This window comes from Parapedobacter pyrenivorans (assembly GCF_014636865.1).
Taxonomy (GTDB): domain Bacteria; phylum Bacteroidota; class Bacteroidia; order Sphingobacteriales; family Sphingobacteriaceae; genus Parapedobacter; species Parapedobacter pyrenivorans.
This window is the reverse complement of sequence record NZ_BMER01000005.1, coordinates 1-24661: the sequence shown is the minus strand read 5'-3', so window position 1 is coordinate 24661 and position 24661 is coordinate 1. Positions and strand designations below refer to the sequence as shown.

At 49.4% G+C, this 24661-nt stretch carries 12 protein-coding genes, 3 tRNA genes and 3 rRNA genes; 10 read left to right on the top strand and 8 right to left on the bottom strand.

The features are described from left to right. Positions 1 to 130 precede the first annotated feature (130 nt). The 7 genes from IEV98_RS19255 to IEV98_RS19225 all read left to right on the top strand — a co-directional run bounded on the left by IEV98_RS19255 (position 131) and on the right by IEV98_RS19225 (position 9116). Positions 131 to 202, top strand: a tRNA-Arg gene (locus tag IEV98_RS19255). 205 nt (positions 203 to 407) lie between these two features. Beyond that, positions 408 to 2948, top strand: a complete 2541-nt coding sequence (locus tag IEV98_RS19250) for a DUF5686 and carboxypeptidase-like regulatory domain-containing protein (protein ID WP_188507671.1) — start codon at positions 408 to 410, stop codon at positions 2946 to 2948. Continuing rightward, positions 2948 to 3724, top strand: a complete 777-nt coding sequence (locus tag IEV98_RS19245) for an enoyl-CoA hydratase/isomerase family protein (protein WP_307726871.1) — start codon at positions 2948 to 2950, stop codon at positions 3722 to 3724. The genes IEV98_RS19250 and IEV98_RS19245 overlap by 1 nt, the downstream gene beginning before the upstream one ends. A 38-nt stretch (positions 3725 to 3762) precedes the next feature. Next, on the top strand, positions 3763 to 4803 hold the full coding sequence (locus tag IEV98_RS19240; RefSeq protein WP_188507670.1) for an AI-2E family transporter: 1041 nt from the start codon (positions 3763 to 3765) through the stop codon (positions 4801 to 4803). Between the two features lie 103 nt (positions 4804 to 4906). Next, the gene (locus tag IEV98_RS19235) at positions 4907 to 5596 is read left to right on the top strand and encodes a hypothetical protein (RefSeq protein WP_229738857.1); all 690 of its coding nucleotides are present in this window, start codon (positions 4907 to 4909) and stop codon (positions 5594 to 5596) included. A gap of 3 nt (positions 5597 to 5599) precedes the next feature. Further along, entirely contained in the window at positions 5600 to 7561 is a 1962-nt protein-coding gene (locus tag IEV98_RS19230) for a hypothetical protein (RefSeq protein WP_188507669.1), read from the top strand. A gap of 88 nt (positions 7562 to 7649) precedes the next feature. Then, positions 7650 to 9116 (top strand): glycine--tRNA ligase, encoded by a 1467-nt coding sequence (locus IEV98_RS19225; protein ID WP_188507668.1) that lies wholly within the window; start codon positions 7650 to 7652, stop codon positions 9114 to 9116. A gap of 5 nt (positions 9117 to 9121) precedes the next feature. On the opposite strand, the gene IEV98_RS19220 is transcribed toward IEV98_RS19225, so the two are convergent. Both IEV98_RS19220 and IEV98_RS19215 read right to left on the bottom strand, forming a co-directional pair. Continuing rightward, positions 9122 to 11437, bottom strand: a complete 2316-nt coding sequence (locus tag IEV98_RS19220) for a glycoside hydrolase family 95 protein (protein ID WP_229738856.1) — start codon at positions 11435 to 11437, stop codon at positions 9122 to 9124. Positions 11438 to 11471: 34 nt separating this feature from the next. Continuing rightward, entirely contained in the window at positions 11472 to 13421 is a 1950-nt protein-coding gene (locus tag IEV98_RS19215) for an alpha-L-fucosidase (RefSeq protein WP_229738855.1), read from the bottom strand. A 276-nt stretch (positions 13422 to 13697) separates the two neighbouring features. Between IEV98_RS19215 and katG the strand changes: the two genes are divergently transcribed. From katG to cobA, 3 genes are all read left to right on the top strand, one after another. Then, positions 13698 to 15983: a catalase/peroxidase HPI gene (gene katG / locus IEV98_RS19210; protein ID WP_188507666.1), complete on the top strand. Its 2286-nt coding sequence runs from the start codon at positions 13698 to 13700 to the stop codon at positions 15981 to 15983. Positions 15984 to 16114: 131 nt separating this feature from the next. Beyond that, entirely contained in the window at positions 16115 to 16801 is a 687-nt protein-coding gene (locus tag IEV98_RS19205) for a DUF2490 domain-containing protein (protein WP_188507665.1), read from the top strand. Positions 16802 to 17134: 333 nt separating this feature from the next. Next, complete coding sequence (cobA, locus tag IEV98_RS19200) at positions 17135 to 17938, top strand: uroporphyrinogen-III C-methyltransferase (RefSeq protein WP_188507664.1); 804 nt, start codon at positions 17135 to 17137, stop codon at positions 17936 to 17938. Positions 17939 to 18042: 104 nt separating this feature from the next. Here the strand turns inward: cobA and IEV98_RS19195 are convergent, their stop codons facing one another. From IEV98_RS19195 to IEV98_RS19170, 6 genes are all read right to left on the bottom strand, one after another. Beyond that, entirely contained in the window at positions 18043 to 19158 is a 1116-nt protein-coding gene (locus tag IEV98_RS19195) for a formylglycine-generating enzyme family protein (RefSeq protein WP_229738854.1), read from the bottom strand. A 159-nt stretch (positions 19159 to 19317) separates the two neighbouring features. Beyond that, positions 19318 to 19429: ribosomal RNA gene (gene rrf / locus IEV98_RS19190) — 5S ribosomal RNA — on the bottom strand. 66 nt (positions 19430 to 19495) lie between these two features. Next, positions 19496 to 22374 (bottom strand): 23S ribosomal RNA (locus IEV98_RS19185). 153 nt (positions 22375 to 22527) lie between these two features. After that, positions 22528 to 22601, bottom strand: a tRNA-Ala gene (locus IEV98_RS19180). An 8-nt stretch (positions 22602 to 22609) separates the two neighbouring features. After that, positions 22610 to 22683: transfer RNA gene (locus IEV98_RS19175), tRNA-Ile, on the bottom strand. Positions 22684 to 22800: 117 nt separating this feature from the next. After that, positions 22801 to 24322, bottom strand: a 16S ribosomal RNA gene (locus tag IEV98_RS19170). The 16S, 23S and 5S rRNA genes sit together here with 2 tRNA genes alongside, the layout of an rRNA operon. Positions 24323 to 24661: the final 339 nt, after the last annotated feature.

Below are 24661 nucleotides of genomic sequence, written 5' to 3'. Positions count from 1 at the left end.
ATAGAATAGCTATCGATTGCCCTTTCGAAAATGGCGTTCTATTTCACCGGCCTTTGGGTGATGATTATGATTTTCGTCATTCATTTTCAATTTATTTGCGTAAAATCGTATGTTTGCATGCGGAATTTCTGGCCTCGTAGTTCAACGGATAGAATAGAAGTTTCCTAAACTTTAGATATGGGTTCGATTCCCGTCGAGGCTACGACCCCGCGTATGGTACCGCGGGGTTTTTTATTTTTGGAATGTAACTGTAAACAGCCTCGATTCTCCCGTTTTGGGGCTTTCTTTTTGGAGCTAATTAAAAATAAGACAATTGGCCTGCCGGTATGACAATCTTTTTAAACTTCTCAACAAATTGTATCTTGTGAACGTTTATACACGTTAGGTATGAAACGGAACGGGCCGCTATGAGAATACGATTCGCTGCTTTGAAAGAAATGCTAACATTGGTAGGGACGATCGCCTTTTCATCGCTTTTTGCGCAATCGATTATCAAGGGAAGGGTGGTTGACGCCGTTTCAGGTGAAGGCATCGCCAGTGCCACGGTATTATTGCTACATACAACACATGGTACCTCTACCGATAGCCTTGGCAACTATACGCTGACCTCCGAGAGGGCGGCTACACATATCCGATTTAGTGCGCTGGGCTATGAAACGGTTACGAAGCCGATTGATACAAGCCGATCGCAGATCATTGACGTGGAACTGGAGGAGGGTTTACAGACGCTTGATGAGGTGGTTATCCAAGGAAAGGGGCGGTACCGCAATCGAAATAACCCGGCGGTGGCACTTATTGGCAAGGTCATCGAGCATAAGCACGTGAACCGTTTGACGCGCTTCGATTATGTATCATTCGGTGCCTATGAAAAGATCATGATGGCGGTGAGTGATGTGCCCAAGTTTGTGACCAATAGTGCACTGGCTAAGGGATACCGATATGTATTTGAAAATGTGGATACAATCTTGGTGCCCGGCAGGCCCCTACTGCCCATCTATTTGGAAGAAAACCTGTCAAAAAGGTACCTGCGATTGCAACCGAAGGCTGCTAAAACCATCATTACCGCCAACAAAAAAACGCAGCTCGACCAACGGTATGTAAATAACGAAAACATAGAAAGCTATTTCAGGTTTATCCATACCGATGTAGATATCTATGAGAACAATATTTTAATCTTAAACAAGCCGTTTCTTAGCCCAACGGCTGATGCGGCTCCGCTATTTTATAAGTTTTTTATCACGGACACAATCTCAAACGCCGAAGGTCAATTCGTAGAGTTGACATTCGTGCCGAGAAATGAAACAGATCGTTTGTTCTCCGGGAAATTGCAGGTCACCTTAGATGGCAACTATGGGATACGCCGGGCTGATATTTGGATAGACCACCGTGCCAATCTTAACTGGGTAAATGATGTAAATATAGCTCTGCGCTTTAGCCGGCATGGTAATGGAATCTACTTTCCGGCCTATTCCGATGTAAAAATTAACTTCGGACTATTCGAAAGTGAGCGCGGGGCATTCGGACAAAGGACACTGGTTTTTTCGGATTATGATATAAAGACCCCCATCCCGGGGAGTGCATTTAACGGACAACAATGGGTAAAGTTGGAAGATGCAGACCAACAGACAGACACCTACTGGGAAAGGGAACGACCAGTACAGCTGACCGAAGCGGAAGAAAAAACCTATGTCAACCTGGATAGCCTGCGGCACAACCGCTCGTTCAAGCGATCTTTAAAACTGGGGTATTTGTTGGCACAGGGCTACGTGAATGCCGGCCCCGTGGAGTTCGGCCCATTTGAGTACACCTATAGCTTCAACGATCTGGAAGGGAGTCGCATACGGCTTAGTGGGCGCACGACCCGCCAATTTTCTGAAAAGCTTTATGCAGAAGCCTATGCGGCTTATGGTGTCCGGGATGATCGACTGAAATTCTTTGGCGGCGCAGCATATTCGCTCAATGGACGGCGGGTGGGCGAATACCCATCGCATTATGTACATGTCATGTACCAGCAAGACGCGCGGGAGCCGGGCCAACAAATGGCCTATCGCAACGGCGATAGTTTTATCGGGTCTTTTCGCAGTGGAAAGCAGGATAAATGGTCCTATTACGAAGCTTTCAAGCTTAATCACGTGATTGAGTTTGCGAATCATGTGATGCTCCAAACCTCATTTGCCTCCCAACGACAGGATCCGGCGGCCCAGCTTTATTTTATTACGGCAGCCGATCGCGACACCATTCGATCGCTGCGAACAGCAGAGCTGGGCATTGACCTCCGCTGGGCACCTAATGAGGAGTTTTTTCAGCGGAACCTGGAACGTTCGCCGATCATCAATGAATATCCGGTATTCAACCTGCGCTACAACATGGGATTAAAAGGCTTCTTGGGCGGGGAATACAATTATCATACGTTGAGGCTTGATGTGTCGAAACGCGTATTTCTTTCGCAGTTGGGGTTGGCTGATATTAATTTGGGAACAGGTTATATATTCGGGGCGGTACCCTTTCCTTTACTCGATATTCCTTATGCAAGCAGAACCTATGCACTGGCGCAAGGCTCCTATGCATTGATGAATGATCTTGAGTTTGTGAGCGATCGCTACATCAAGTTAAACATCGAATATCGACTCCACGGCTTTATCCTAAACAAAATACCCCTGTTGAAAAAGCTGAAGATTCGCGAACTGGCGGGGTTCAAATTGCTCTATGGCGATGTGCGACCAGAGAATCGACCAACACACAACCCTATGACGTATCTCCTTCCGACGGATGCATTGGGCAACCCGACAACCTTTATGTTGGCTCGCAGACCCTATATGGAGGTGAGTGCGGGGGTGGAAAATATTTTGAATGTGCTGCGTGTTGAATATGTACGGCGATTGTCGTATCTTAACCATCCCGATGTCGATCGGGGCGGAATACGTTTTAGCGTGAAAGTAGACTTTTAATGATGACATACCAGCATTTACTAATCCATGATAACGGATATATTCGCCGGATTACCGTTGCCCGTGAGGCCAAGTTAAATGCATTAAGTAAGGCGACCTTGACGGAGTTGAATAACGCTATCGGGGATGCACTAGCCACCGCAGCAATCAGGGGCATTGTACTTACCGGCGCGGGCGACAAGGCCTTCGTGGCCGGTGCGGATATTGCCGAATTTGCCGGCCTCAATTCGGAAGAAGGACGGGCGCTTGCTCAAGACGGCCAGACTCGGGTGTTTAATTTGATACATCATGCGAATAAACCCATCGTTGCGGCCATCAATGGCTATGCACTGGGGGGCGGTCTTGAATTGGCATTGGCTTGTCATATCCGCGTAGCGGTCACCCACGCGAAACTAGGTTTACCCGAAGTATCGCTCGGTCTGATACCGGGATATGGTGGTACGCAGCGCCTTACGCAGCTAGTGGGACGGGGGCGCGCGCTGGAAATGATACTCACGGGCGATATGGTCACCGCGGAGCAAGCACTGGAATATGGTATCTTAAACCATGTAGTGGAATCCACAGAGTTACTTGCCAAAGCGGAAGGAATCCTCCACCGCATGACGGCGCGCTCGCAGACTGCGGTAGCGGGTGCGATTAGGGCAGTCAATGCCAGCCTGGGATCTAACGACCAGGGATTCGAAACGGAAATCAATGAATTTGGCCGATGTTTCGGCACGTCAGACTTCAGCGAGGGCGTAGCGGCTTTCTTGGAGAAGCGAAAACCAAATTTCTGATTTGCTGTTTAAAGGTTAATTGCTAATCTGTATTGTCTATGTCCTATTCCGTATTCACTCAAAAAGAGCGCAATATCATTACGCTTGTGCTCTTGATTTTGCTGGGTGCCGTTGTAGCCTACGCTGTGAGGGGCATTATTGGTGCGCTCCTGGGCACGATGGTCATGTACACCATATTCCGGCCCATGAATATCTGGCTGGTGGAGCGACTGAAATGGCGGAGACCCATCGTAGCAGTGGTCATTATTGCCATCTCCTTTGTGATCATCGTCTTGCCGTTTTTGGGAATCGGTACCCTGTTGACGAACAAGATCGTGGCATTGGTAAAAAACCCAGAATGGATAAAAAATGCTGTCGATACGATCAATGAATACGCAGGAGACAAAATTGGTAAACCGGATTTACTCCAGGAGCAGTTAGAGAAAAGTGCGACCTACTTTGGCGGCATGTTCACTTCGCTGCTCAGCGGTGCCGCTGGCTTGTTTCTGGACATTACCGTCATGTATTTCCTATTATATTTCCTGTTGGTCAACTTCAGGACCTTCGAGCGGGGATTGCTCCGTTACTCGCCGTTCGAAGTGGAAAACGCTGTGCGTTTTGGGCACGAGCTCCGTAACATCACATACTCCAATGTTATCGGCCAAACGTTTATTGCGTTGGTACAAGGGGGAGCATTGGCGTTGGGCTTTTGGATATTCGGCTTCAATGACGCGTTGTTCTGGGGCGTGATATGTGCTATTCTCTCCTTTGTTCCGCTGCTGGGCCCACCACTCATTTTTGTACCCGCTGCGGTATATGCATTTACACAGGGTGATAACTTGGCCGGCATCGGTCTTTTGGTATATGGTTTTGTGGTGGTTATCAATATCGACAATGTGCTGCGATTGATTATTGCCAAGAAAGTGGGCGATATCCACCCGATCATTACCGTAGTTGGCGTTATTATCGGTATCCCTTTATTTGGTATGATGGGGCTGGTGTATGGACCGCTTCTGCTTTCCTACTTCCTTATTACGATACGCATCTACGAGGCAAGTAAGCGAAAAGTTTCCTCTGGCAAGGGAGAAGCAGGTCATTGACGCGCCTGACGCGCCAGCTTGAATAGCGGATGTCGAAATACCTGAAAACAGGGGTGCTGTTTTTGATGATATAGCCATATCTTTGCTCCCTGATTCATGTGGAATGTTAAAACAAATAAAGAAGGGGAGGGCGCTATTGATTGTTTTCTTGCCTTGCCTCTTGGTCTTCGCCTCTTGTTTCCAAATCGTTGAAGACGTGACGGTGAGAAAGGATGGTTCGGGGGATGCTGTTTTTACGGCTAACCTCAGTCAGAGTAAAACCAAGTTGGCCTCCATCATGCTGTTGGATAGTGTTAATGGCTACAAAGTACCCTCCAGAGCAGACATTCGCAACCAGTTGATCAAGCTGGAAGGAGAACTGAGGGAAATAGAAGGGATATCCAATGTCACACACTCGGTAGACTTCGATAAATTTATTGCCACCATACGGTTTTCCTTTACGGACGTTGACAAACTGAACCGTATTTCCAACAACATTTTTGAAGAAATGAAGATTTCTCCCGCCAACAAATCTTCCTATGCATACCGTAATGACACACGGACATTCAGTAGAATATATATGCATGAACCGAAGGCTAAGCTGGAGTTTGATAAAATGAAGGAGGCCGACAAGGAGATTTTCAAATCGGCCACTTATACGAGTATTTACCGGTTCGATCGACAAGTGATTTCGCAAAGCAATACTTCCGCCAAATTAGCATCTTCCAAAAAGGCGGTAATGCTCCAAGGTTCCGTGCTCGACTTGATCAATGGGAAAAACAATATCACCAATCATATTAAATTAGCAAATTGACACATGAATAAACTATTTATTACCATAGGCATACTGATCGCTTCGACGGCAAATGCACAGGACCTTGCCCGTAAAATACCGCATGACGCTTTCGCTGTCGTGAACATCCAGACCGCTCATTTTTTTGAGTTGATGAGCGTAGATGAATTCAATACCACAACCGTCGGGAAGGCCGTCCGTGAAAAAGCCAATGAAGCAGGCTTCGATGGTGTTCAAGGAATCGCCGACTTTGGAATTGCATTGGATCGCACGACCTATTTTTATGCGAAACTTACGGATAGCGTTACCTACTTTAATTTCCTGTTGCCCATTGCCAACGTAAACAACTTTGAAAAGCATTTCGCCAAAGACGAAAACGTACAGGACCACGGAAGCTACAAAAGCTTCGTTAAGGAGGTCTCTGGCGACAGTGCGGTCTTTGCCTGGGATAATAGTACGCTTACCATCACCAGTGCCACGCTCGTAAGCAACTATTTTGAACAACCGGATGTGGCCCAACGGTATGGCCTCATGAACTACAATTACTACGATTATTATGAGGAAGCTGCTACGGAAGCCGCTGATAGCGTATACATGGATGATTGGTACGCAGAAGAAGATACAGCAAGTGTAGTGGATTTTGATATTCCCCCACCGGTGCTCCCTGCCGATACCAGTGAATGGGAATTGGATTGGGGGGCGGCAGATACGGCAGCACTCGACTCGGCCTATGACGCGTACAGCTATGAAGATTATGCAGTAGACTCTGTTGAAGATGACGGTAACCCTTATGATTCATACTATGCGGCAGATCAGGCTGTCAAACAGCAACTCGTATCGGAATGGGCAGGAGCTTATTCCTCGGCTTTGTTTGACAGCCCATTAGCAGAGAGTGTGTTGAATAATAGCTCATATGTGGCTAGCCTAAACAAGGATGCGCTGGTATCCGTCTGGATACCAAGTTTTGAATCCATCTACACGGCACTGCTGCCAGAACTTGGGGAATTCCGCTCTGCCGGGAAGTTATTCAGTTATTATGGCAGCCTACAAGTTGGATTGTTTGCTGACGACGAAGGGTTTAAGCTGAAATCATCCATGGAAGTAGATGGTAATATGGCCAAAAGTTTCCAACGGATGTATGGGGGCAAACTGAACAAAAAGTTTCTCAGATATCTGAATACTGACGATGCCATTGGCTACTTTTCCCTCGTCATGGATACAAAAGCCTACCTGGAAGAGTTGCCGGCATTAATGAAAGACACCTACGGGGGGATGTTTTCACAGTATGCCGATGATATTGATTTGGGAGCCGAGCTGCTGTCGCTTATGCTGGATGAAGAGGCTTTGGCAAAAGTGGCCAAAGGCGATGCATTGTTTGTATTGAATGGCGTGTCTGAAAAGGAGGTTCCTTACATCAGCTATGAATATGACGATGACTACAACTATCAGGAGGTGGAAAAAACCAAAATGGAAACCATCCCGGATTTCCTATTTATGTTTTCATCTGATGATGCTGCTCTTTACAACCGGGTAATGTCATACGTGAGCAATAAGGGATATTTGTTGGAGGAAAATGGTGTTTATCAGTTGGTTAACACGGAGTTGCCATTCGATTTACTGTTTGCCCGGAAAGACGGAATTATCTTTATCGGCACGTCTGTAGATCAGTTATCCGCCATCGCTTCCAATCAATACCGAGGCAAGGTTGACCGCTATTCCCGCAAACTGCTTACCAAGAATAAGTTTGTAGGTTTACTGAGTGCCAAGAAGTTGTCGGCAGAAATCCCGACAGCGCAACTGGCATCATTGGATCGTTATATCGCATTCCATAAAATGTTTGGTTCCATGGGTGATTTTTATTTCAAATCCAACGGAATAAAAAGGAATACCATTTCGGGCGAGTTTGTAGCGCAAACGCCCGAAGGCTTTGACAACGCCATCCAGTATTTGTTTGCATTGGTTGACTACGCCACTGAACAGCGGTAGGAGGCTAAAATTCGGCAAAAGCAAAACCCCTCATTTGAGGGGTTTTGCTTTTGCATATCAACGGCTTTTTATCTATGTTTGCCGTCTTATGAGCAAACAGACGGACGACTTCTTTAAAAATGTAGTTTCGCATGCCAAGGAATATGGTTTTGTATTCCCTTCGAGCGAAATATATGACGGCCTCAGTGCGGTTTATGATTATGGACAACTGGGTTCCGAACTCAAGAACAACCTGAAGCAGTATTGGTGGAAAGCGATGGTGCAGCTCCACGAGAACATCGTGGGTATCGATGCCGCCATTTTTATGCATCCTACCACTTGGAAGGCCTCGGGCCACGTCGATGGCTTTAACGACCCAATGATAGACAATAAGGATTCGAAGAAGCGGTATCGTGCGGACCAACTTATCGAAGACAAGATTGCTCGTTACGAGACCGATGGAAAGACCGAAAAGGCCCAGCAATTGCAAGCTGATCTCAACGCTGCGTTGAATGATGATGACTTGCCGAGACTGAAGACGATTATTGAAGAACACAACATCGTGTGCCCCGTATCCGGCACCAAAAACTGGACCGAGGTGCGACAGTTCAACCTGATGTTTTCTACACAGATGGGTGCATCAGCCGAAGGAGCCGATACGGTATACCTTAGGCCTGAAACGGCTCAGGGAATTTTCGTCAATTTCCTCAATGTACAGAAAAGTGGTCGTATGAAGGTGCCGTTTGGTATTGCTCAGATTGGCAAGGCCTTCCGCAACGAGGTGATTGCCCGTCAGTTCATCATGCGTATGCGTGAGTTCGAACAGATGGAGCTGCAGTTTTTCGTGCGCCCAGGGACTGAACTCGAATGGTATAGCAAATGGAAGGAAACGCGCTTGAAATGGCACCTTGCTTTGGGCGGAGACACCGCTAAATACCGTTATCACGACCACGTAAAGCTTGCGCATTACGCCAACGCCGCGGTAGATATCGAATATGAGTTTCCATTTGGTTTCAAAGAGGTGGAAGGCATTCACTCACGTACCGACTTTGACCTCATCCAGCATCAGAAATTTTCGGGTAAGAAACTGCAGTACTTTGACCCCGAAATCAACCAGAATTATGTGCCGTATGTGATTGAAACATCTATCGGACTCGATCGCCTTTTCCTTACCGTGCTATGTAACTCCTTTGAGGAACAGGATTTGAGCACTGAAGATAAAAAGGATTCACGCTCGGTTTTGCACTTTCATCCGGCATTAGCACCTGTGAAGGCAGCTATACTACCGTTGACCAAAAAAGATGGCTTGCCCGACAAAGCACGGGAAATCCTCAACCGACTCAAAATCGACTATAACGTACAATACGACGAAAAGGACTCCATTGGCAAGCGCTACCGTAGGCAGGATGCTATCGGTACACCGTTTTGCATCACGGTTGATTACCAGTCGCTGGAAGACGATACGGTCACGTTACGTCATCGCGACAGCATGGAGCAAGAACGGGTTGCTGCGGTCGACCTGGAGAAAATCATCAGTGATTTGGTGGGATGGAAGAATTTGTTGGCGGTATTGTAGGTCTTCTATCCGCCAACAGACACTACATTTCCGTTTACCAGCACATCAACCGGTTTACCGGTAGTTGAATGGATGTGGTAATTGGTCACTTTTCCATCCTGCCATTTTATATCCACGGTATAGTTACCCCGTGCCTTCAATCCTTTTACTTCCCCATCCTTCCATGCATCTGGTAGTGCAGGTAGTAGGTGGATGAACCCGGCATGGCTTTGTAACAACATTTCAGCGATTCCGGCGGTTCCGCCGAAGTTACCGTCAATTTGGAACGGAGGATGAGCACAGAAGAGGTTGGGGTAAGTTCCCGCCTTGCCACCGCTATAATCTGTGTCATTGCCGAATGCCGGCTGTAATAATTGCCGAAGGATTTCCAGCGCACGGTTGCCATCCTGCAATCTTGCCCAAAACAAGATTTTCCACGCCCGGCTCCATCCAGTGCCTGCGTCACCCCTCAACTCCAGTGTCTTTTTAGCAGCTTCAGCCCATTCCGGTGTCGTCTGCGGGGAGATGAATGCTGCTGGATATAATCCGTAAAGGTGGGATACGTGGCGGTGTTGAGGCTCTGCTTCTTTATATTCCTCCAGCCATTCCATGATACGCCCATCACGCCCTATTTGAACGGGAGGGGGTAGCCGTACCAAATTCTGCTCCAGGCTATCAACAAACGTATCACGAATGCCCAACGCGTCCGCAGCAGCGATGACATTGCTATACAATTCCCTGACGATCTGGTTGTCAATTGTCGGACCCATCACCACACTGGCCCGCGCGCCATCAGGCATAAGGAAAGTGTTCTCGGGTGAAACCGATGGAGCTGTGACCAGCCAGCCATTTGATGGCTCTTCGATCGACGTATGTTGGTAGAAGATAGCGGCGTCTCGTAGTACAGGAAAGACTTTAGCCAAATAGTTTTTATCCTGTGTGAACAAGTAGTGCTCCCAAAGATGGTTGCATAACCACCCCGAAGCGGTACTGGCTCCCCATGAAGCCTGTTCACCCGGTGCCGAATAGCCCCATACATTAGTCATCATGTAGCACACCCAGCCCGGTGAATTGTAGTAGGCCTTGGCTGTACTTCTACCGGCCTCGGCGATGGTTTTGATCATCTCGATGAATGGTTCGTGCAATTCCGGCAAATTGCCAACCTCAATCGGCCAGTGGTTCATCTGCGCATTGATGTTGAGGTGATAATCACCATTCCAAGGGGTCTGTATCTGATGTGCCCAAAGCCCTTGTAAATTTGGGGGCAACAACCCGGGGCGCGTACTGCAAATGCTTAGGTAGCGCCCATATTGAAAGTACAGTGCCGCCATCCCATTATCGCCGGGCGGATATCTGAAGAACTGCTTTAGTCTTTCGTCTGTAGGGATATTCGCGGTTTGCGGGCTTGCTATATCCAACGAAACCCGATTGAACAATTGCTGGAAGGACGATATATGTGCTTCTTTCTGACCTTCATAAGGTGTTTGGATGGCTTGTTCCAACAATTCGGCAGATTGTTTTTCAAAGGCATTGCCTCTGTAATCTGTGGCGGCCGAAAAATAGAGTATGGCTTCGTTAGCGCCCACCAAACGGAGAGCGTTTCCCTCCACGGCCAGCTTGCCGCCATGATGTTGAATACGCACACGGGCCATGTATTGCATTCCCGTTCCGCCACGGCCATCGTTGAGCGCCCCGAAAAGCTGCAATTCATCATCTACCACGATCACCTGTGCATTTTCTTCTCGGCTCAACATCACTGAGAAGCTCAAGGCCTCTTTTTCGTCAGCGGTCAACCGGATTATCCCCACATCCCCGCCGAACGACGTAAAATATTCCCGATGATAGGCGACGTCATCGATTTCGTACGATGTGGAGGCGATGGCGGTGGGCAGGTCGAGTTGCCTACGGTAATTGTTCGCCTGTGCCTGTTTGTGATGGAATTGGATGTGTAGTTCTCCGAGCGTTTGAAAACAGCCGAACGGTACATTGGCACCGGTACCGTGGCCGCTACCTGCCCCGGCACATACAAAGTTGGCATTCACCAATTTTTCAGCTTCGTCGTTTCGGCCTTGAAGCAACAACCGTTGGATATCCCCGACACTTTGGTAAGCGTCGTAGTTGTTGGGATCCTGCGGGCTGCCGGACCATAGGGTAATTTCATTCAGTACAATCTTCTCCGCAGTTAATCCGCCATCAGGCATCATCCCCAATCGGCCATTTCCCAAGGGCACGGTCTCTTCCCATATCTTTGCCGGTTTGTCGTACCAAAGCTGTAGGGGTTCTTGGGCAGAAAGACTTGAGGCCATACTTAAATAAAGCCCGACTACGCCATATCGCATCATATTAACTTTAATTTTCGCGGCTTTCTCAGCCAACTTAATCTCTATAAACATTAAACTCACCTATGGATACTACGGTATGGTTGCCGGATGTGTTGGCCACTGCCGTTACGGTAAATCGGAAATAGCGTGCCTGAATTGACTTATCGAAATCCACAACTTGTTCAATGGGATTGGCAACGATGTTGGCAAATTCGCCCGTGGACACCTTCTTCCATACCGCTCCGTCTACACTGGTTTCAAACATATAACGGCTTATAAGCCCTGCCGTGTTTCCATCCTGCCGGGGTAGGTAGCTGAAGCCGGTAATGGTTTGTGATTTGCCCATATCTATAGTGATATGTTTTGGTAGATCCGTTTCTGCAGTGAGCCAAAATGTTTCTTTACGTTTATCTATTGTCAGCGCGGGTTCGCCACCATCAAAACCATTGTCAACAACACGCCAGATAGCGGGGTCAATTCCCGGACGTTCGATTTCAGCCATTGTATATTCTACTTGGGCTTCCTTGAACAGGCCGAAGTCACTCAACGCCACAGCTACGGGAGAAAATAACCGTATGCGCAAACGCTGGGCAGTTATGGGTTCGTTCAGGGCGATAATTCTGCTCGAGCCGACGCTTGTAGCCTTGGCCAGAGGTTCCCAAGACTCATCGGCCCAGCGGTCTACCCATACACTGTCCAGCCGTTGACCCAATTTGATATTCTCACGGAGCCGGATAAGATCAAACGTGGCTTCGTTTTCCAGCGTGATGATCAATTCCGGAGAGGTTACGCCGTCAGCTGTAGCCCAATAACTATAGCGGTCGCCATCCAACAGATTGGCTGGTCCGAAATACCGCTCATTGCCATCCCGGATGTCCGATGCTTCAAACTTAGCGCCCGCAGCCAAGTTCTCAGCGAATGTTTTTGCCAGCTTCTCGCCAAACCCCTTCAGTGAGGCTACATCGTTAGGATGCAAAAGGCCGTCGGTATTGGGTGCCAACCCTAAGTTTAGCGCGGCGCCCCTGCCTACACTTTTGAGGTATAAATCAAAAAGTTGATCGGGCGTTTTAACTTGTTGATCCTGTTCGGGATGATAAAACCAGCCTGGTCGGTGCGGCACATCGCACTCCGCGGGAATCCAAAACTTGCCATCGCGCTGTCCGCCGCCCAAGAACTGGTCGTCAATATGGCCCGGAGCGGCTTTGTCTCCATCTGGGCCTATTGGTGTGAATGTGGCCCATGAAGTTTCATCGGCAATTCCCTTCTCATTACCCACCCACCTGATGTCCGGACCAACGTCACTGAAAATTACGGCCGTGGGTTGCATCTCTCGCGTAATCGGCCAGGTCTTTTCTTCCCACTCATAATAAGTAGACCTGTCGATACGCCTCACTTCATTGGCGCCGCCGTAGTAGCCATCGCCACCGTTGGCGCCATCGTGCCAACTGGTAAATAATTCACCATAACCACCGTACAGCTCCCGCAATTGCTCCCGATAACTTTCAGCATACTCCGCGTTTCCGTATTCCGGATGGTTGCGGTCCCAAGCCGATACATAAACGCCAAATTGCATCCCCTGTTTATGGGCGGCTTCCATGAATTCCTTCACCATATCGCCCTTTCCATCTTTCCAAGGACTATTCGATATGTTATAGTCGGTAGTTTTTGTAGGCCAAAGGCAGTAACCATCGTGATGTTTTGCAACGGATATTAATCCGTTGAAACCCGCAGACTTGGCTGCTTCGGCAATTTGGTTGGCATCAAAGTGTTGCGGGTTAAACAAATCGGCAGGGGCGTCGCCAAACCCCCACTCCTTGTTTTGAAAGGTGGTTGGAGTAAAATGGATAAGGCAATACATTTCCATCTCATGCCAATTCAACTGCGCTGCAGAAGGAGTGGGGCCGTAGGCGGCAGGCTCATTTTTCAGTCCTTTTTCGGAGGGATTGCAGCCAATTGCCACAGCAGTGGCGGCAAACATGGAAAACTGTACGATGTAATGGAACATGGTGCTAACTGTTGGTTTACTATCGGTAAAGATACCGGTTTCCGCAATATTAAATAACGCGTGCAAAAATAGCTTAGTATATTGGTAAATGGTGTGAATACAAAGACTAACCTAGCGACAGGTGCAGTTTATACGGCAAAGTTATCCTGTTATCGTACATTATAGGTTTTAACTATATGATATCGGTTTTTGTGATTTTACTTTGTCCACTGATTAAGCTTATATTTGAATAACCGAGAAGCGCTAACAGACTTAATAAACTAAAAGCGAATAACCATGGAGAATAATCCAAATAACATCAGTAAATGCCCTTTTCATAGTGGAGCGGTTAAAAAGCATCATGTTGGCAGTAGCGGCACAAAAAATCAGGATTGGTGGCCGAATCGGCTAAAATTAAGTGTATTGAGGCAACATTCTTCGCTGTCTAACCCAATGGAGACGTCTTTTAATTACGCTCAAGCATTCAAAAACCTTGACTTGGAGGCCGTGAAACAAGACCTTCGCAAACTGATGACCGACTCCCAAGAGTGGTGGCCAGCGGACTTCGGTCACTATGGCCCTTTGTTTATCCGCATGGCTTGGCATAGTGCAGGTACCTATCGGATAGGCGACGGCCGTGGCGGTGCTGGGGGTGGGCAGCAGCGATTTGCACCACTCAACAGCTGGCCCGATAATGTCAGCCTCGACAAAGCGCGCAGACTGCTATGGCCAATAAAGCAGCAATACGGACGGCAGATCTCGTGGGCTGACCTAATGGTCCTTGCAGGTAACGTGGCACTTGAATCGATGGGCTTCAAAACCTTTGGTTTCGCTGGTGGGCGTGAAGATACCTGGGAGCCGGAGGAAGATGTCTACTGGGGGTCAGAGAACACTTGGTTGGGTGGTGATGAGCGCTATGCCCGGGGCTCCGAAGGGGTCGAAAAGGAAGGTGCAGTACTTGTATCTGATGATAATGCGGATGGTGATATCCATACGCGCAACCTAGAAAAGCCGCTCGCTGCCGTACAGATGGGGCTGATCTACGTTAATCCAGAAGGCCCTGATGGCAACCCCGATCCGATTGCGGCAGCTCATGACATTCGTGAGACCTTCAAACGCATGGCCATGGACGATGAAGAAACCGTTGCACTGATTGCGGGGGGTCATACCTTCGGCAAAACCCATGGGGCTGGCGATGCGGGTTTAGTAGGTGCAGATCCGGAAGCGGCCGACATTGAGGAACAAGGTCTTGGCTGGAGAAGCAGCTTCGGTACGGGTGTAGGTGCAGACGCCATCACCAGTGGTCTGGAAGTTACTTGGACATCTTCCCCAACGAAATGGAGTAACAACTTCTTCTGGAACCTATTCGGCTATGAATGGGAGCTGACAAAGAGTCCAGCCGGCGCTCACCAATGGCGGCCGAAGTATAACGGCGGCGCCGATACCGTGCCACACGCTCACGATCCGTCGAAGCGGATCGCACCTGCTATGTTAACCACAGACATTGCCTTGCGGCTTGACCCGATCTACGAAAAAATATCAAGACGTTTCCTCGAAAATCCAGATCAATTTGCAGACGTATTTGCCCGTGCGTGGTTCAAGCTAACGCACCGTGATATGGGACCAAGGGAACGTTACTTGGGCCCTGAAGTACCCGATGAAATATTAATCTGGCAAGATCCCATTCCTGCAGTAGACCATGAATTGATCGATGAGCACGACGTTGCTGCGTTGAAGACCAAGATATTGGAATCGGGCCTATCGGTATCCCAGTTGGTGACCACTGCGTGGGCTTCGGCGTCCTCATTCCGCGGGTCAGACAAACGTGGCGGAGCAAACGGCGCACGTATCCGTTTGGCACCGCAGAAAGATTGGGAGGTCAACAACCCTCCCCAATTGAGGAACGTATTGGAAATACTTGAAGGCATTCAAACGGCGTTTAACCATGCACAATCGAATGGCAAAAAGGTTTCCCTTGCTGACCTTATTGTGTTGGCTGGCTGCGCAGGTGTTGAGAAAGCGGCTAAGAATGCGGGTTATGAGGTGGTGGTGCCATTCAGGCCAGGGCGTATGGATTCATCACAAGAACAGACTGACGTTGAATCTTTTGGGCCGCTTGAGCCCCTAGCGGACGGCTTTCGGAACTACTTGAAAACGAGATACACGGTATCGACGGAAGAATTGCTGGTTGATAAAGCGCAATTGCTGACGCTGACCGCTCCAGAACTGACGGTCCTTATCGGAGGTATGCGTGTGTTAGAGACCAATTTTGATAATTCCAAGCATGGCGTACTCACTGACCGTACGGAGAGTCTTACTAATGACTTTTTCGTAACCCTGCTCGATATGCGTATGGTTTGGAAGGCAACCGATGAATACAAGGAATTGTTTGAAGGACTGGATCGTGCAACCGGCGAACGGAAATGGACCGCGACCCGCGCAGACCTGATCTTTGGTTCAAATTCAGAGCTTAGGGCCCTTGCCGAAGTTTACGGAAGTTCGGATGCACAGGAAAAATTTGTAAAGGACTTTGTGTCAGCATGGGATAAAGTGATGAACCTAGATCGCTTTGATTTAGTGTAATTTTTTTGTTCGAATAATATTGAATCAACCAACATGGAGGGCCTCAGTCCTCCTTTTTTGTTATCTTATGCCCGCAAATTTCCGAAACTAAAGAAAATAAAATGAAACATCTGCGCTTAAACTATCTATTAGTGTTAACCACACTATCGCTAACACCGGAATTTGGTCATGCACAAGATCACGTATTCGGCGGCTGGGCCGGCTGGTTCAACAATGTGCGTTTTTCCGAAAACTGGGGGATGAATAATGATATCCAATTCAGGACCGGCAAGGATTGGAATACCAACTCGCTCCTTCTTATACGGCCTGGGGTAAATTATTATGTCAACACCCGACAAACTGCGTCAGTTGGATACGCGGCGACACTAGTGACTTCCCAACTGCCCGTCGCCGGGAATCGTCTGACTGAGCACCGCATTTGGCAACAATACATCATTAATGGCGATTTGCTCCGTATGCCAACACAGCATCGCTTCCGGTTGGAGCAGCGCTTCCTTAGACGGCCGGATGAAACCGTGTTTGCTCAACGTGCCCGGTATTTTATCAGGGGTATGATTCCACTTAGTCGGCCATTGGGCGAGCGCTTTGAACGAGGAGCATTTATATCCTTGCAGAATGAACTTTTCTTTAATATTCATAATAAAGCTGCCCTGAATGGACGTTTATTAGACCAGAATCGTGCATATGCATCCGTTGGCTTTCGGATTTCGAGCCGGTATGATATCGAGGCGGGCTACATGAATCAATTTTTACTACGGAACGCTATGCCTAATGCATTTACGCATATTGCACAAATCGCGCTATACACACGACTATAGCTGGTAATAAAAGAACTACATACAGCTACGCTGTTTCTTTAATTCGAGGCAATACGAATTTATACGCCTCATATACAAAAACTTACGATGAATTTGAGGTTGTTCCGGAAAAAATATCTACTTAGCAAGTAGACTTTGTGTATATTTGCATCATGCAAACAAAAAATCCATATAGACTATTGTTCAGCAGCACGGCGTGTATGCGCAAAAACACAATGTGTTAGCTATATTGTCGAAGGTGCTTTGTACGGATTATCAGTGATAGGAAGCCTCTTCGACACATCAAACATCGAAGAGGCTTTTTTTAAAGACAACACATAATAGAACATAGACATGGCAGTAGAAATCGCTTCTAAAAAGCAATATGTTGATCCCAAGATCACGATTGTCGGCGCTGGACCGGGAGATCCCGATTTAATTAGCATTAAAGGCGTGAACGCATTGAAGGCGGCAAATGTTGTCCTATACGACGCACTAGTGGATGAAAGGTTATTGGACTATGCTCCTCGGGAATCAATTAAGGTGTATGTTGGGAACCCATCAGGGGATGAAAACTTTTCCCAAGATGTAGTTAATCAATTAATGGTCGATTACGCGTTGAATTTTGGACATGTTGTTAGGCTGAAAGGAGGAGATCTGTTTGTTTTCGGTCGGGGATATGAGGAGTTAAGCTTCGCGGAGTCCTACAGTATCGAGACGGATATTGTGCCAGGTATATCGAGCGCTATCTCCGTTCCAGGTTTGCAGGGGATTCCTGTTACCCATGGTGGGCTGAGCGATAGTTTGTGGATACTCTCGGGCACTGACGAGAGCGGTAAATTATCCGGTGAGCTAAAGGATGCCGCGCGGAGCAGGGCTACAGTAGTAGTTTTGCTTGGTTTCGATAGGCTTCAGGAGATTGTAGCAATTTATCAGGAAGCGGGTAGGGGGAGGTTGCCGGCCGCTATAATCCAAAATGGTTCCATGGTCAATGAGAAAGTCGCAATCGGCTTGGTAAATACCATTGTTGAGGTTGCGGAAGAACAACAAATCGATAACACCGGTCCTGTACTGCTTGTATTCGGCTTTGCGGTAGAATTACATCGCAGGTTTCAGCCTATACGGCAATTTTTTGAGCTACGCGAGTATGAAGATTAGTTTTAGTGAATAACGATTTTCCCTTCATATTAATGTTTACAAATTGGGTTAGTGAGTAGGAGTGCCCGCCCCACGGGCGTTCTTGCTTTTTTGAATGGCTAGGGCTACTTTTTGGGTGGCGGCTCGTCACTCACACATCGAAAACCAAGATTGTTACTTCCGCTGCTCACTTCTCCCTTACCGCGGCTTCCGGCGATGTATCGTTCACAATACTGCTCGTTACAAAGGAAAGACCCCCCACGCTGTACACGTTTTACCACATTCGGTTCCATAGGGTCATAGCTGTCCGACGGTCCGGTGGGATTTTTGGTCGCGCTGTCTTTGTAATAATCAGGGCGGTAATAGTCTGAACACCATTCCCACACATTACCGTCCATATCATACAATCCAAAGGCGTTTGGAGCAAAAGATTTGACGGGTGCTGCTCCTTTGTATCCATCTTCCCCGGCATCTTTTACAGGAAAATTGCCTTGATACACATTGGCCGCCCATCTCCCACTAGGCTTCAATTCATTACCCCAGTAATATTTAGTATCTGATTGGCCGCTGCGAGCGGCATATTCCCATTCGGCTTCTGTTGGGAGCCGCTTGCCGGCCCATTTAGCAAAAGCCAGGGCATCTTCGTAGGCGATGTGTACAACGGGCTCATTTTCTCTGCCTACGATGCTGCTTCCGGCCCCTTCAGGAGACCTCCAGCTTGCCCCAACCACATAGCGCCACCATTGGAGGTGGTTACTTAATCCTACCGCTTGATTAGGAGGTGTAAATACCGCTGAACCGGGCTGTAGAGCGTCGAGAGGTACGTCAGGAAAGTCTTTGGGATCCAATGGACGCTCGGCTACAGTTTGATAGCCGGTAGCCGCCACAAAACGGGAGAATTGAGTGTTGGTCACCTCATGTTCGTCCATCCAGAAGCCGTCTATAGTCACGTCGTGTATTGGGCTTGCGTCAGGAAGGCCCTCAGCACCCATTCGAAAAGTCCCACCCTTAATATAGACCATTGGTGCGTCATCAGCGCCAAGGAAGGTATGAGTATTTTTGGATTCTGCGATGGCGGCTGCACGGGAGGGAATTCCATGTGCTACACAGGTAGCCGCGCTGTCCACGTCAAAAGCGTTATTTGATTGGCCTTTTTCGTTTTGATATGAGCAGGCAGCTATCAGCAGTAGTGTGATACCAGCAGAAAACCAGTTCTTTTGTCGATTCATACCCAATGCCATGATTTTCTCTTTATCTAGCGGACTTTTAAGAATCCGATAAAGTGTTAAAATATAACTTGATTAATAAAGGTTGCAAGTTACGGAATTTGTCTGGTAAGGTTCTTATTGATGCGCACAAAAAAAGCCCCGTTTGCTGCTGCAACGGGGCTTTTGGATAAAATCCGGCGCCGACCTACTCTCACGCCTGTTACGGCAATACCATCGGCTCTGGCGGGCTTAACTTCTCTGTTCGGTATGGGAAGAGGTGGTCACCGCCGATATAGGCACCTGAAGATCATTATGACATATTACTGGAAGAAAACAGGGAGTGATCGGAGAGGGCGCCAGATTCTGCTGCTTGAGAAAGCTTCGGGCTATTAGTACCGCTCGGCTTTGGTGTCGCCACCTTTATACCTGCGGCCTATCGACCCCGTAGTCTACGGGGACCCTCAATGGAACACTCATCTCGTGGCCGGTTTCGCACTTAGATGCTTTCAGCGCTTATCCAAACCCGACGTAGCTACCCAGCGGTACACCTGGCGGCATAACTGGTTTACCAGCGGTCGGTCCAGCCCGGTCCTCTCGTACTAAGGCCAGCCCCACTCAATGTTCCCACGCCCGCAACAGATAGGGACCGAACTGTCTCGCGACGTTCTGAACCCAGCTCGCGTGCCACTTTAATCGGCGAACAGCCGAACCCTTGGGACCTTCTCCAGCCCCAGGATGTGACGAGCCGACATCGAGGTGCCAAACCTCCCCGTCGATATGAGCTCTTGGGGGAGATCAGCCTGTTATCCCCAGAGTACCTTTTATCCTTTGAGCGATGGCCCTTCCATGCAGAACCACCGGATCACTATGTCCGTCTTTCGACCCTGTTCGGCCTGTATGCCTCACAGTCAAGCAAGCTTATGCCATTGCACTCCGCGTACGGTTACCAAGCGTACTGAGCTTACCTTTGAAAGCCTCCGTTACCTTTTTGGAGGCGACCACCCCAGTCAAACTACCCACCAAACAGTGTCCCCCGCTTCAGCGGGGTTAGGAACCGGATACGCAAAGGGCGGTATTTCAAGGTCGGCTCCACGGATCCTGGCGAACCCGCTTCGAAGCCTCCCGCCTATCCTACACATCACGCACCCAGTCCCAATGTTAAGCTGTAGTGAAGGTTCATGGGGTCTTTCCGTCCCGTTGCGGGTAACCGGCGTCTTCACCGATACCACAATTTCACCGAGCTCATGGCTGAGACAGCGCCCAGATCGTTACACCATTCGTGCAGGTCGGAACTTACCCGACAAGGAATTTCGCTACCTTAGGACCGTTATAGTTACGGCCGCCGTTTACTGGGGCTTCGATTCAATGCTTCGCCCTTGCGGACTGACATCCCCTCTTAACCTTCCAGCACCGGGCAGGTGTCAGGCCTTATACCTCATCTTTCGATTTCGCAAAGCCATGTGTTTTTGTTAAACAGTCGCCTGGGCCTTTTCACTGCGGCTGCCATTGCTGGCAGCGCCCCTTCTCCCGAAGTTACAGGGCCATTTTGCCGAGTTCCTTAGCCATGATTCACTCGAGCACCTTAGGATTCTCACCCCAACCACCTGTGTCGGTTTGCGGTACGGGTTTTGATGGTCTGGAGCTTAGCGGTTTTTCTCGGAAGCCTGATTACCCACGCTATCGGCGCCCCCGGAGGTTTGCCGTACTATCGGGTTTCAGCACATATCCCGGATTTGCCTGGGATACGTATACCTACGCCCTTCAACGCACTATTCCGTCAGTGCGCGGTGGTGTCACTTCTCCGTCCCCGCGTCGCAACCATCAAAAGTACGGGAATATTAACCCGTTGTCCATCGGAATCGCCCTTCGGCTTATCCTTAGGCCCCGACTGACCCTGATCCGATTAGCGTTGATCAGGAAACCTTGGTCTTTCGGTGGGGGGGTTTCCCACCCCCCTTATCGTTACTTATGCCTACATTTGCTTTTCCGGAAAGTCCACCGCAGCTCGCGCTGCGGATTCGCCCCCGCCGGAATGCTCCCCTACCGGTAATTAATTACCCCATAGCTTCGGTAACACGCTTGATGCCCGTTCATTATCCACGCCCGGCCGCTCGACTAGTGAGCTGTTACGCACTCTTTAAATGGATGGCTGCTTCCAAGCCAACATCCTAGCTGTCTGTGCAGCCGGACCTCGTTAGTCCAACTTAGCGTGTATTTGGGGACCTTAGCTGATGGTCTGGGTTCTTTCCCTCTCGGCCCTGGACCTTAGCACCCAGAGCCTCACTGCGGCGCATATCCCATGGCATTCGGAGTTCGTCTGGATTTGGTAGGATGTGACTCCCCCGCACCCAATCGGTAGCTCTACCTCCATGGAACTAAGCGCCACGCTGTTCCTAAAAACATTTCGGGGAGTACGAGCTATTTCCCAGTTTGATTGGCCTTTCACCCCTACCCTCAGGTCATCCGGAAACTTTTCAACGTTTATCGGTTCGGTCCTCCAGTACCTGTTACGGCACCTTCAACCTGCCCAAGGGTAGATCACAAGGTTTCGCGTCTACCTCCACTGACTGTGCGCCCTGTTCAGACTCGCTTTCGCTTCGGCTGCGTGGCTGAACCACTTAACCTCGCCAATGAAGAGTAACTCGTAGGCTCATTATGCAAAAGGCACGCCGTCACGGAACAGGTCCGCTCCGACCGCTTGTAAGCACACGGTTTCAGGTTCTATTTCACTCCCCTGTTCGGGGTTCTTTTCACCTTTCCCTCACGGTACTGGTTCACTATCGGTCTCTCAGGAGTATTTAGCCTTAGCGGATGGTGCCGCTCGATTCCCACAGGGCGTCTCCGACCCCGCGGTACTCAGGATACCACTAGGCTTGCTTCGCTTACGTGTACGGGACTATCACCCCCTACGGTACCGGCTTCCCTTCCGGTTTCCACTTCGCTATGCAAATGCCATGTCGTGGTCCTACAACCCCGCATATGCCGTAACATATCCGGTTTGGGCTAATCCGTGTTCGCTCGCCACTACTTACGGAATCACTGTTGTTTTCTCCTCCTACGCCTACTTAGATGTTTCAGTTCAGCGCGTTCGCGTATTATACGATGTACCTTCAGTACATCAGGTTGCCCCATTCGGAAACCACCGGATCAATTCCCATTTGCGGATCCCCGGCGCTTATCGCAGCTTGTCGCGTCCTTCATCGCCTCTGAGAGCCTAGGCATCCCCCGTGTGCCCTTATTGACTTTCTTCACCGCATAGCCTTTTGCTACCATGCGGCTGCTCTTGCCGCCGCTCGCGCGGACGGCTTCTGTTGCCCTCTCTTCTCTCTTCTTGTTTTCTTCCAATATGTCAAAGAACTTTTTTTCCGTTTACCTGTGCATCCGCACATCCAACGAAAACCGTGGAGAATAACGGATTCGAACCGTTGACCCCCTGCGTGCAAGGCAGGTGCTCTAGCCAGCTGAGCTAATTCCCCGAAATCGGTAGTCCCGAGCAGACTTGAACTGCTGACCCCTACATTATCAGTGTAGTGCTCTAACCAACTGAGCTACGGGACTAGCTTATCTCTTGCCTGTCGGATACCGTGTAAGGGAACGGTGTCCTATTCTTCTTTTTTCCTTTTTGAAGTCAATTGATGATCCATGTGCGTGGCGAGTACCGATGGGGTACCCTAGAAAGGAGGTATTCCAGCCGCACCTTCCGGTACGGCTACCTTGTTACGACTTAGCCCCAATCACCAGTTTTGCCCTAACACGCTCCTTGCGGCAACATGCTTTAGGCACCCCCGGCTTTCATGGCTTGACGGGCGGTGTGTACAAGGCCCGGGAACGTATTCACCGCGTCATTGCTGATACGCGATTACTAGCGAATCCAACTTCACGGGGCCGAGTTGCAGGCCCCGATCCGAACTGTGAACGGCTTTGCGGGATTGGCGCCCTGTTGCCAGGTGGCTGCCCGCTGTACCGCCCATTGTAGCACGTGTGTAGCCCCGGACGTAAGGGCCATGATGACTTGACGTCGTCCCCGCCTTCCTCACTGTTTGCACAGGCAGTCTGAATAGAGTCCCCACCATTACATGCTGGCAACTATTCATAGGGGTTGCGCTCGTTGCGGGACTTAACCCAACACCTCACGGCACGAGCTGACGACAGCCATGCAGCACCTAGTTTCGCGCCCCGAAGGGAAGCGCCATCTCTGGCGCCGTCGCTAACTTTCAAGCCCGGGTAAGGTTCCTCGCGTATCATCGAATTAAACCACATGCTCCTCCGCTTGTGCGGGCCCCCGTCAATTCCTTTGAGTTTCACCCTTGCGGGCGTACTCCCCAGGTGGATGACTTAACGCTTTCGCTTGGGCGCCGGCATTCTATCGCCGACACCGAGTCATCATCGTTTAGGGCGTGGACTACCAGGGTATCTAATCCTGTTCGATCCCCACGCTTTCGTGCATCAGCGTCAATATCGCCTTGGTAAGCTGCCTTCGCAATCGGTGTTCTGTGGCATATCTATGCATTTCACCGCTACTTGCCACATTCCGCCTACCTCATCCGCATTCAAGCGCGCCAGTATCAACGGCACTGCGATGGTTGAGCCACCGTCTTTCACCACTGACTTAGCGCGCCGCCTACGCACCCTTTAAACCCAATAAATCCGGATAACGCTTGGATCCTCCGTATTACCGCGGCTGCTGGCACGGAGTTAGCCGATCCTTATTCTCACGGTACACTCAAACCGGTACACGTACCGGGGTTTGTTCCCGTGCAAAAGCAGTTTACAACCCGTAGGGCCGTCCTCCTGCACGCGGCATGGCTGGTTCAGGCTCTCGCCCATTGACCAATATTCCTTACTGCTGCCTCCCGTAGGAGTCTGGTCCGTGTCTCAGTACCAGTGTGGGGGATTCTCCTCTCAGAGCCCCTAGACATCGTCGCCTTGGTAAGCCGTTACCCTACCAACTAGCTAATGTCACGCGAGCCCATCCATATCCTATGAATATTTAATTACTTGATGATGCCATCTTATAATCTTATGCGGTGTTAATCCCTCTTTCGAGGGGCTATCCCCCTGATATGGGTAGGTTGCTCACGCGTTACGCACCCGTGCGCCACTCTCACCACCAGCAAGCTGGTGGATCCCGTTCGACTTGCATGTATTAGGCCTGCCGCTAGCGTTCATCCTGAGCCAGGATCAAACTCTCCATTGTAAAAATGAATCGTTAAGATCGCCGACCCTAAAAAACTCAATCCTTAGAACCGATCTTAAATTAATTATGTCTATCGACCCCGACCGGCTTAGGTCTTCTCTTCTCAAGCTTTCGCCCGATCAAATCAGACTACTCGCTACGCTACATGAATATCAATAACTTTCAAGAACTCTCCCGCCATCCGCTCGCGCTTCGGCTCTTATATCCAACCGGCAGATTATACCGGCCAAACTCTCTGCTTTCAATCCCCACCCGCATCGCGCCGGTGGGCCGGAACCTCTTCATCGCTGAACCCCGTTCCGTTTGGGTCTGCAAAGGTAGAAACCTTTTTCGTTATTG

Coding starts and splice junctions, on each gene's coding strand:
- IEV98_RS19220 (WP_229738856.1), bottom strand. CDS start 11,437: ATGATGCGATATGGCGTAGTCGGGCTTTATTTAAGTATGGCCTCAAGT.
- IEV98_RS19235 (WP_229738857.1), top strand. CDS start 4,907: ATGTTAAAACAAATAAAGAAGGGGAGGGCGCTATTGATTGTTTTCTTG.
- IEV98_RS19245 (WP_307726871.1), top strand. CDS start 2,948: ATGATGACATACCAGCATTTACTAATCCATGATAACGGATATATTCGC.
- IEV98_RS19225 (WP_188507668.1), top strand. CDS start 7,650: ATGAGCAAACAGACGGACGACTTCTTTAAAAATGTAGTTTCGCATGCC.
- IEV98_RS19250 (WP_188507671.1), top strand. CDS start 408: ATGAGAATACGATTCGCTGCTTTGAAAGAAATGCTAACATTGGTAGGG.
- IEV98_RS19230 (WP_188507669.1), top strand. CDS start 5,600: ATGAATAAACTATTTATTACCATAGGCATACTGATCGCTTCGACGGCA.
- IEV98_RS19195 (WP_229738854.1), bottom strand. CDS start 19,158: ATGGCATTGGGTATGAATCGACAAAAGAACTGGTTTTCTGCTGGTATC.
- cobA (WP_188507664.1), top strand. CDS start 17,135: ATGGCAGTAGAAATCGCTTCTAAAAAGCAATATGTTGATCCCAAGATC.
- IEV98_RS19240 (WP_188507670.1), top strand. CDS start 3,763: ATGTCCTATTCCGTATTCACTCAAAAAGAGCGCAATATCATTACGCTT.
- IEV98_RS19215 (WP_229738855.1), bottom strand. CDS start 13,421: ATGTTCCATTACATCGTACAGTTTTCCATGTTTGCCGCCACTGCTGTG.
- katG (WP_188507666.1), top strand. CDS start 13,698: ATGGAGAATAATCCAAATAACATCAGTAAATGCCCTTTTCATAGTGGA.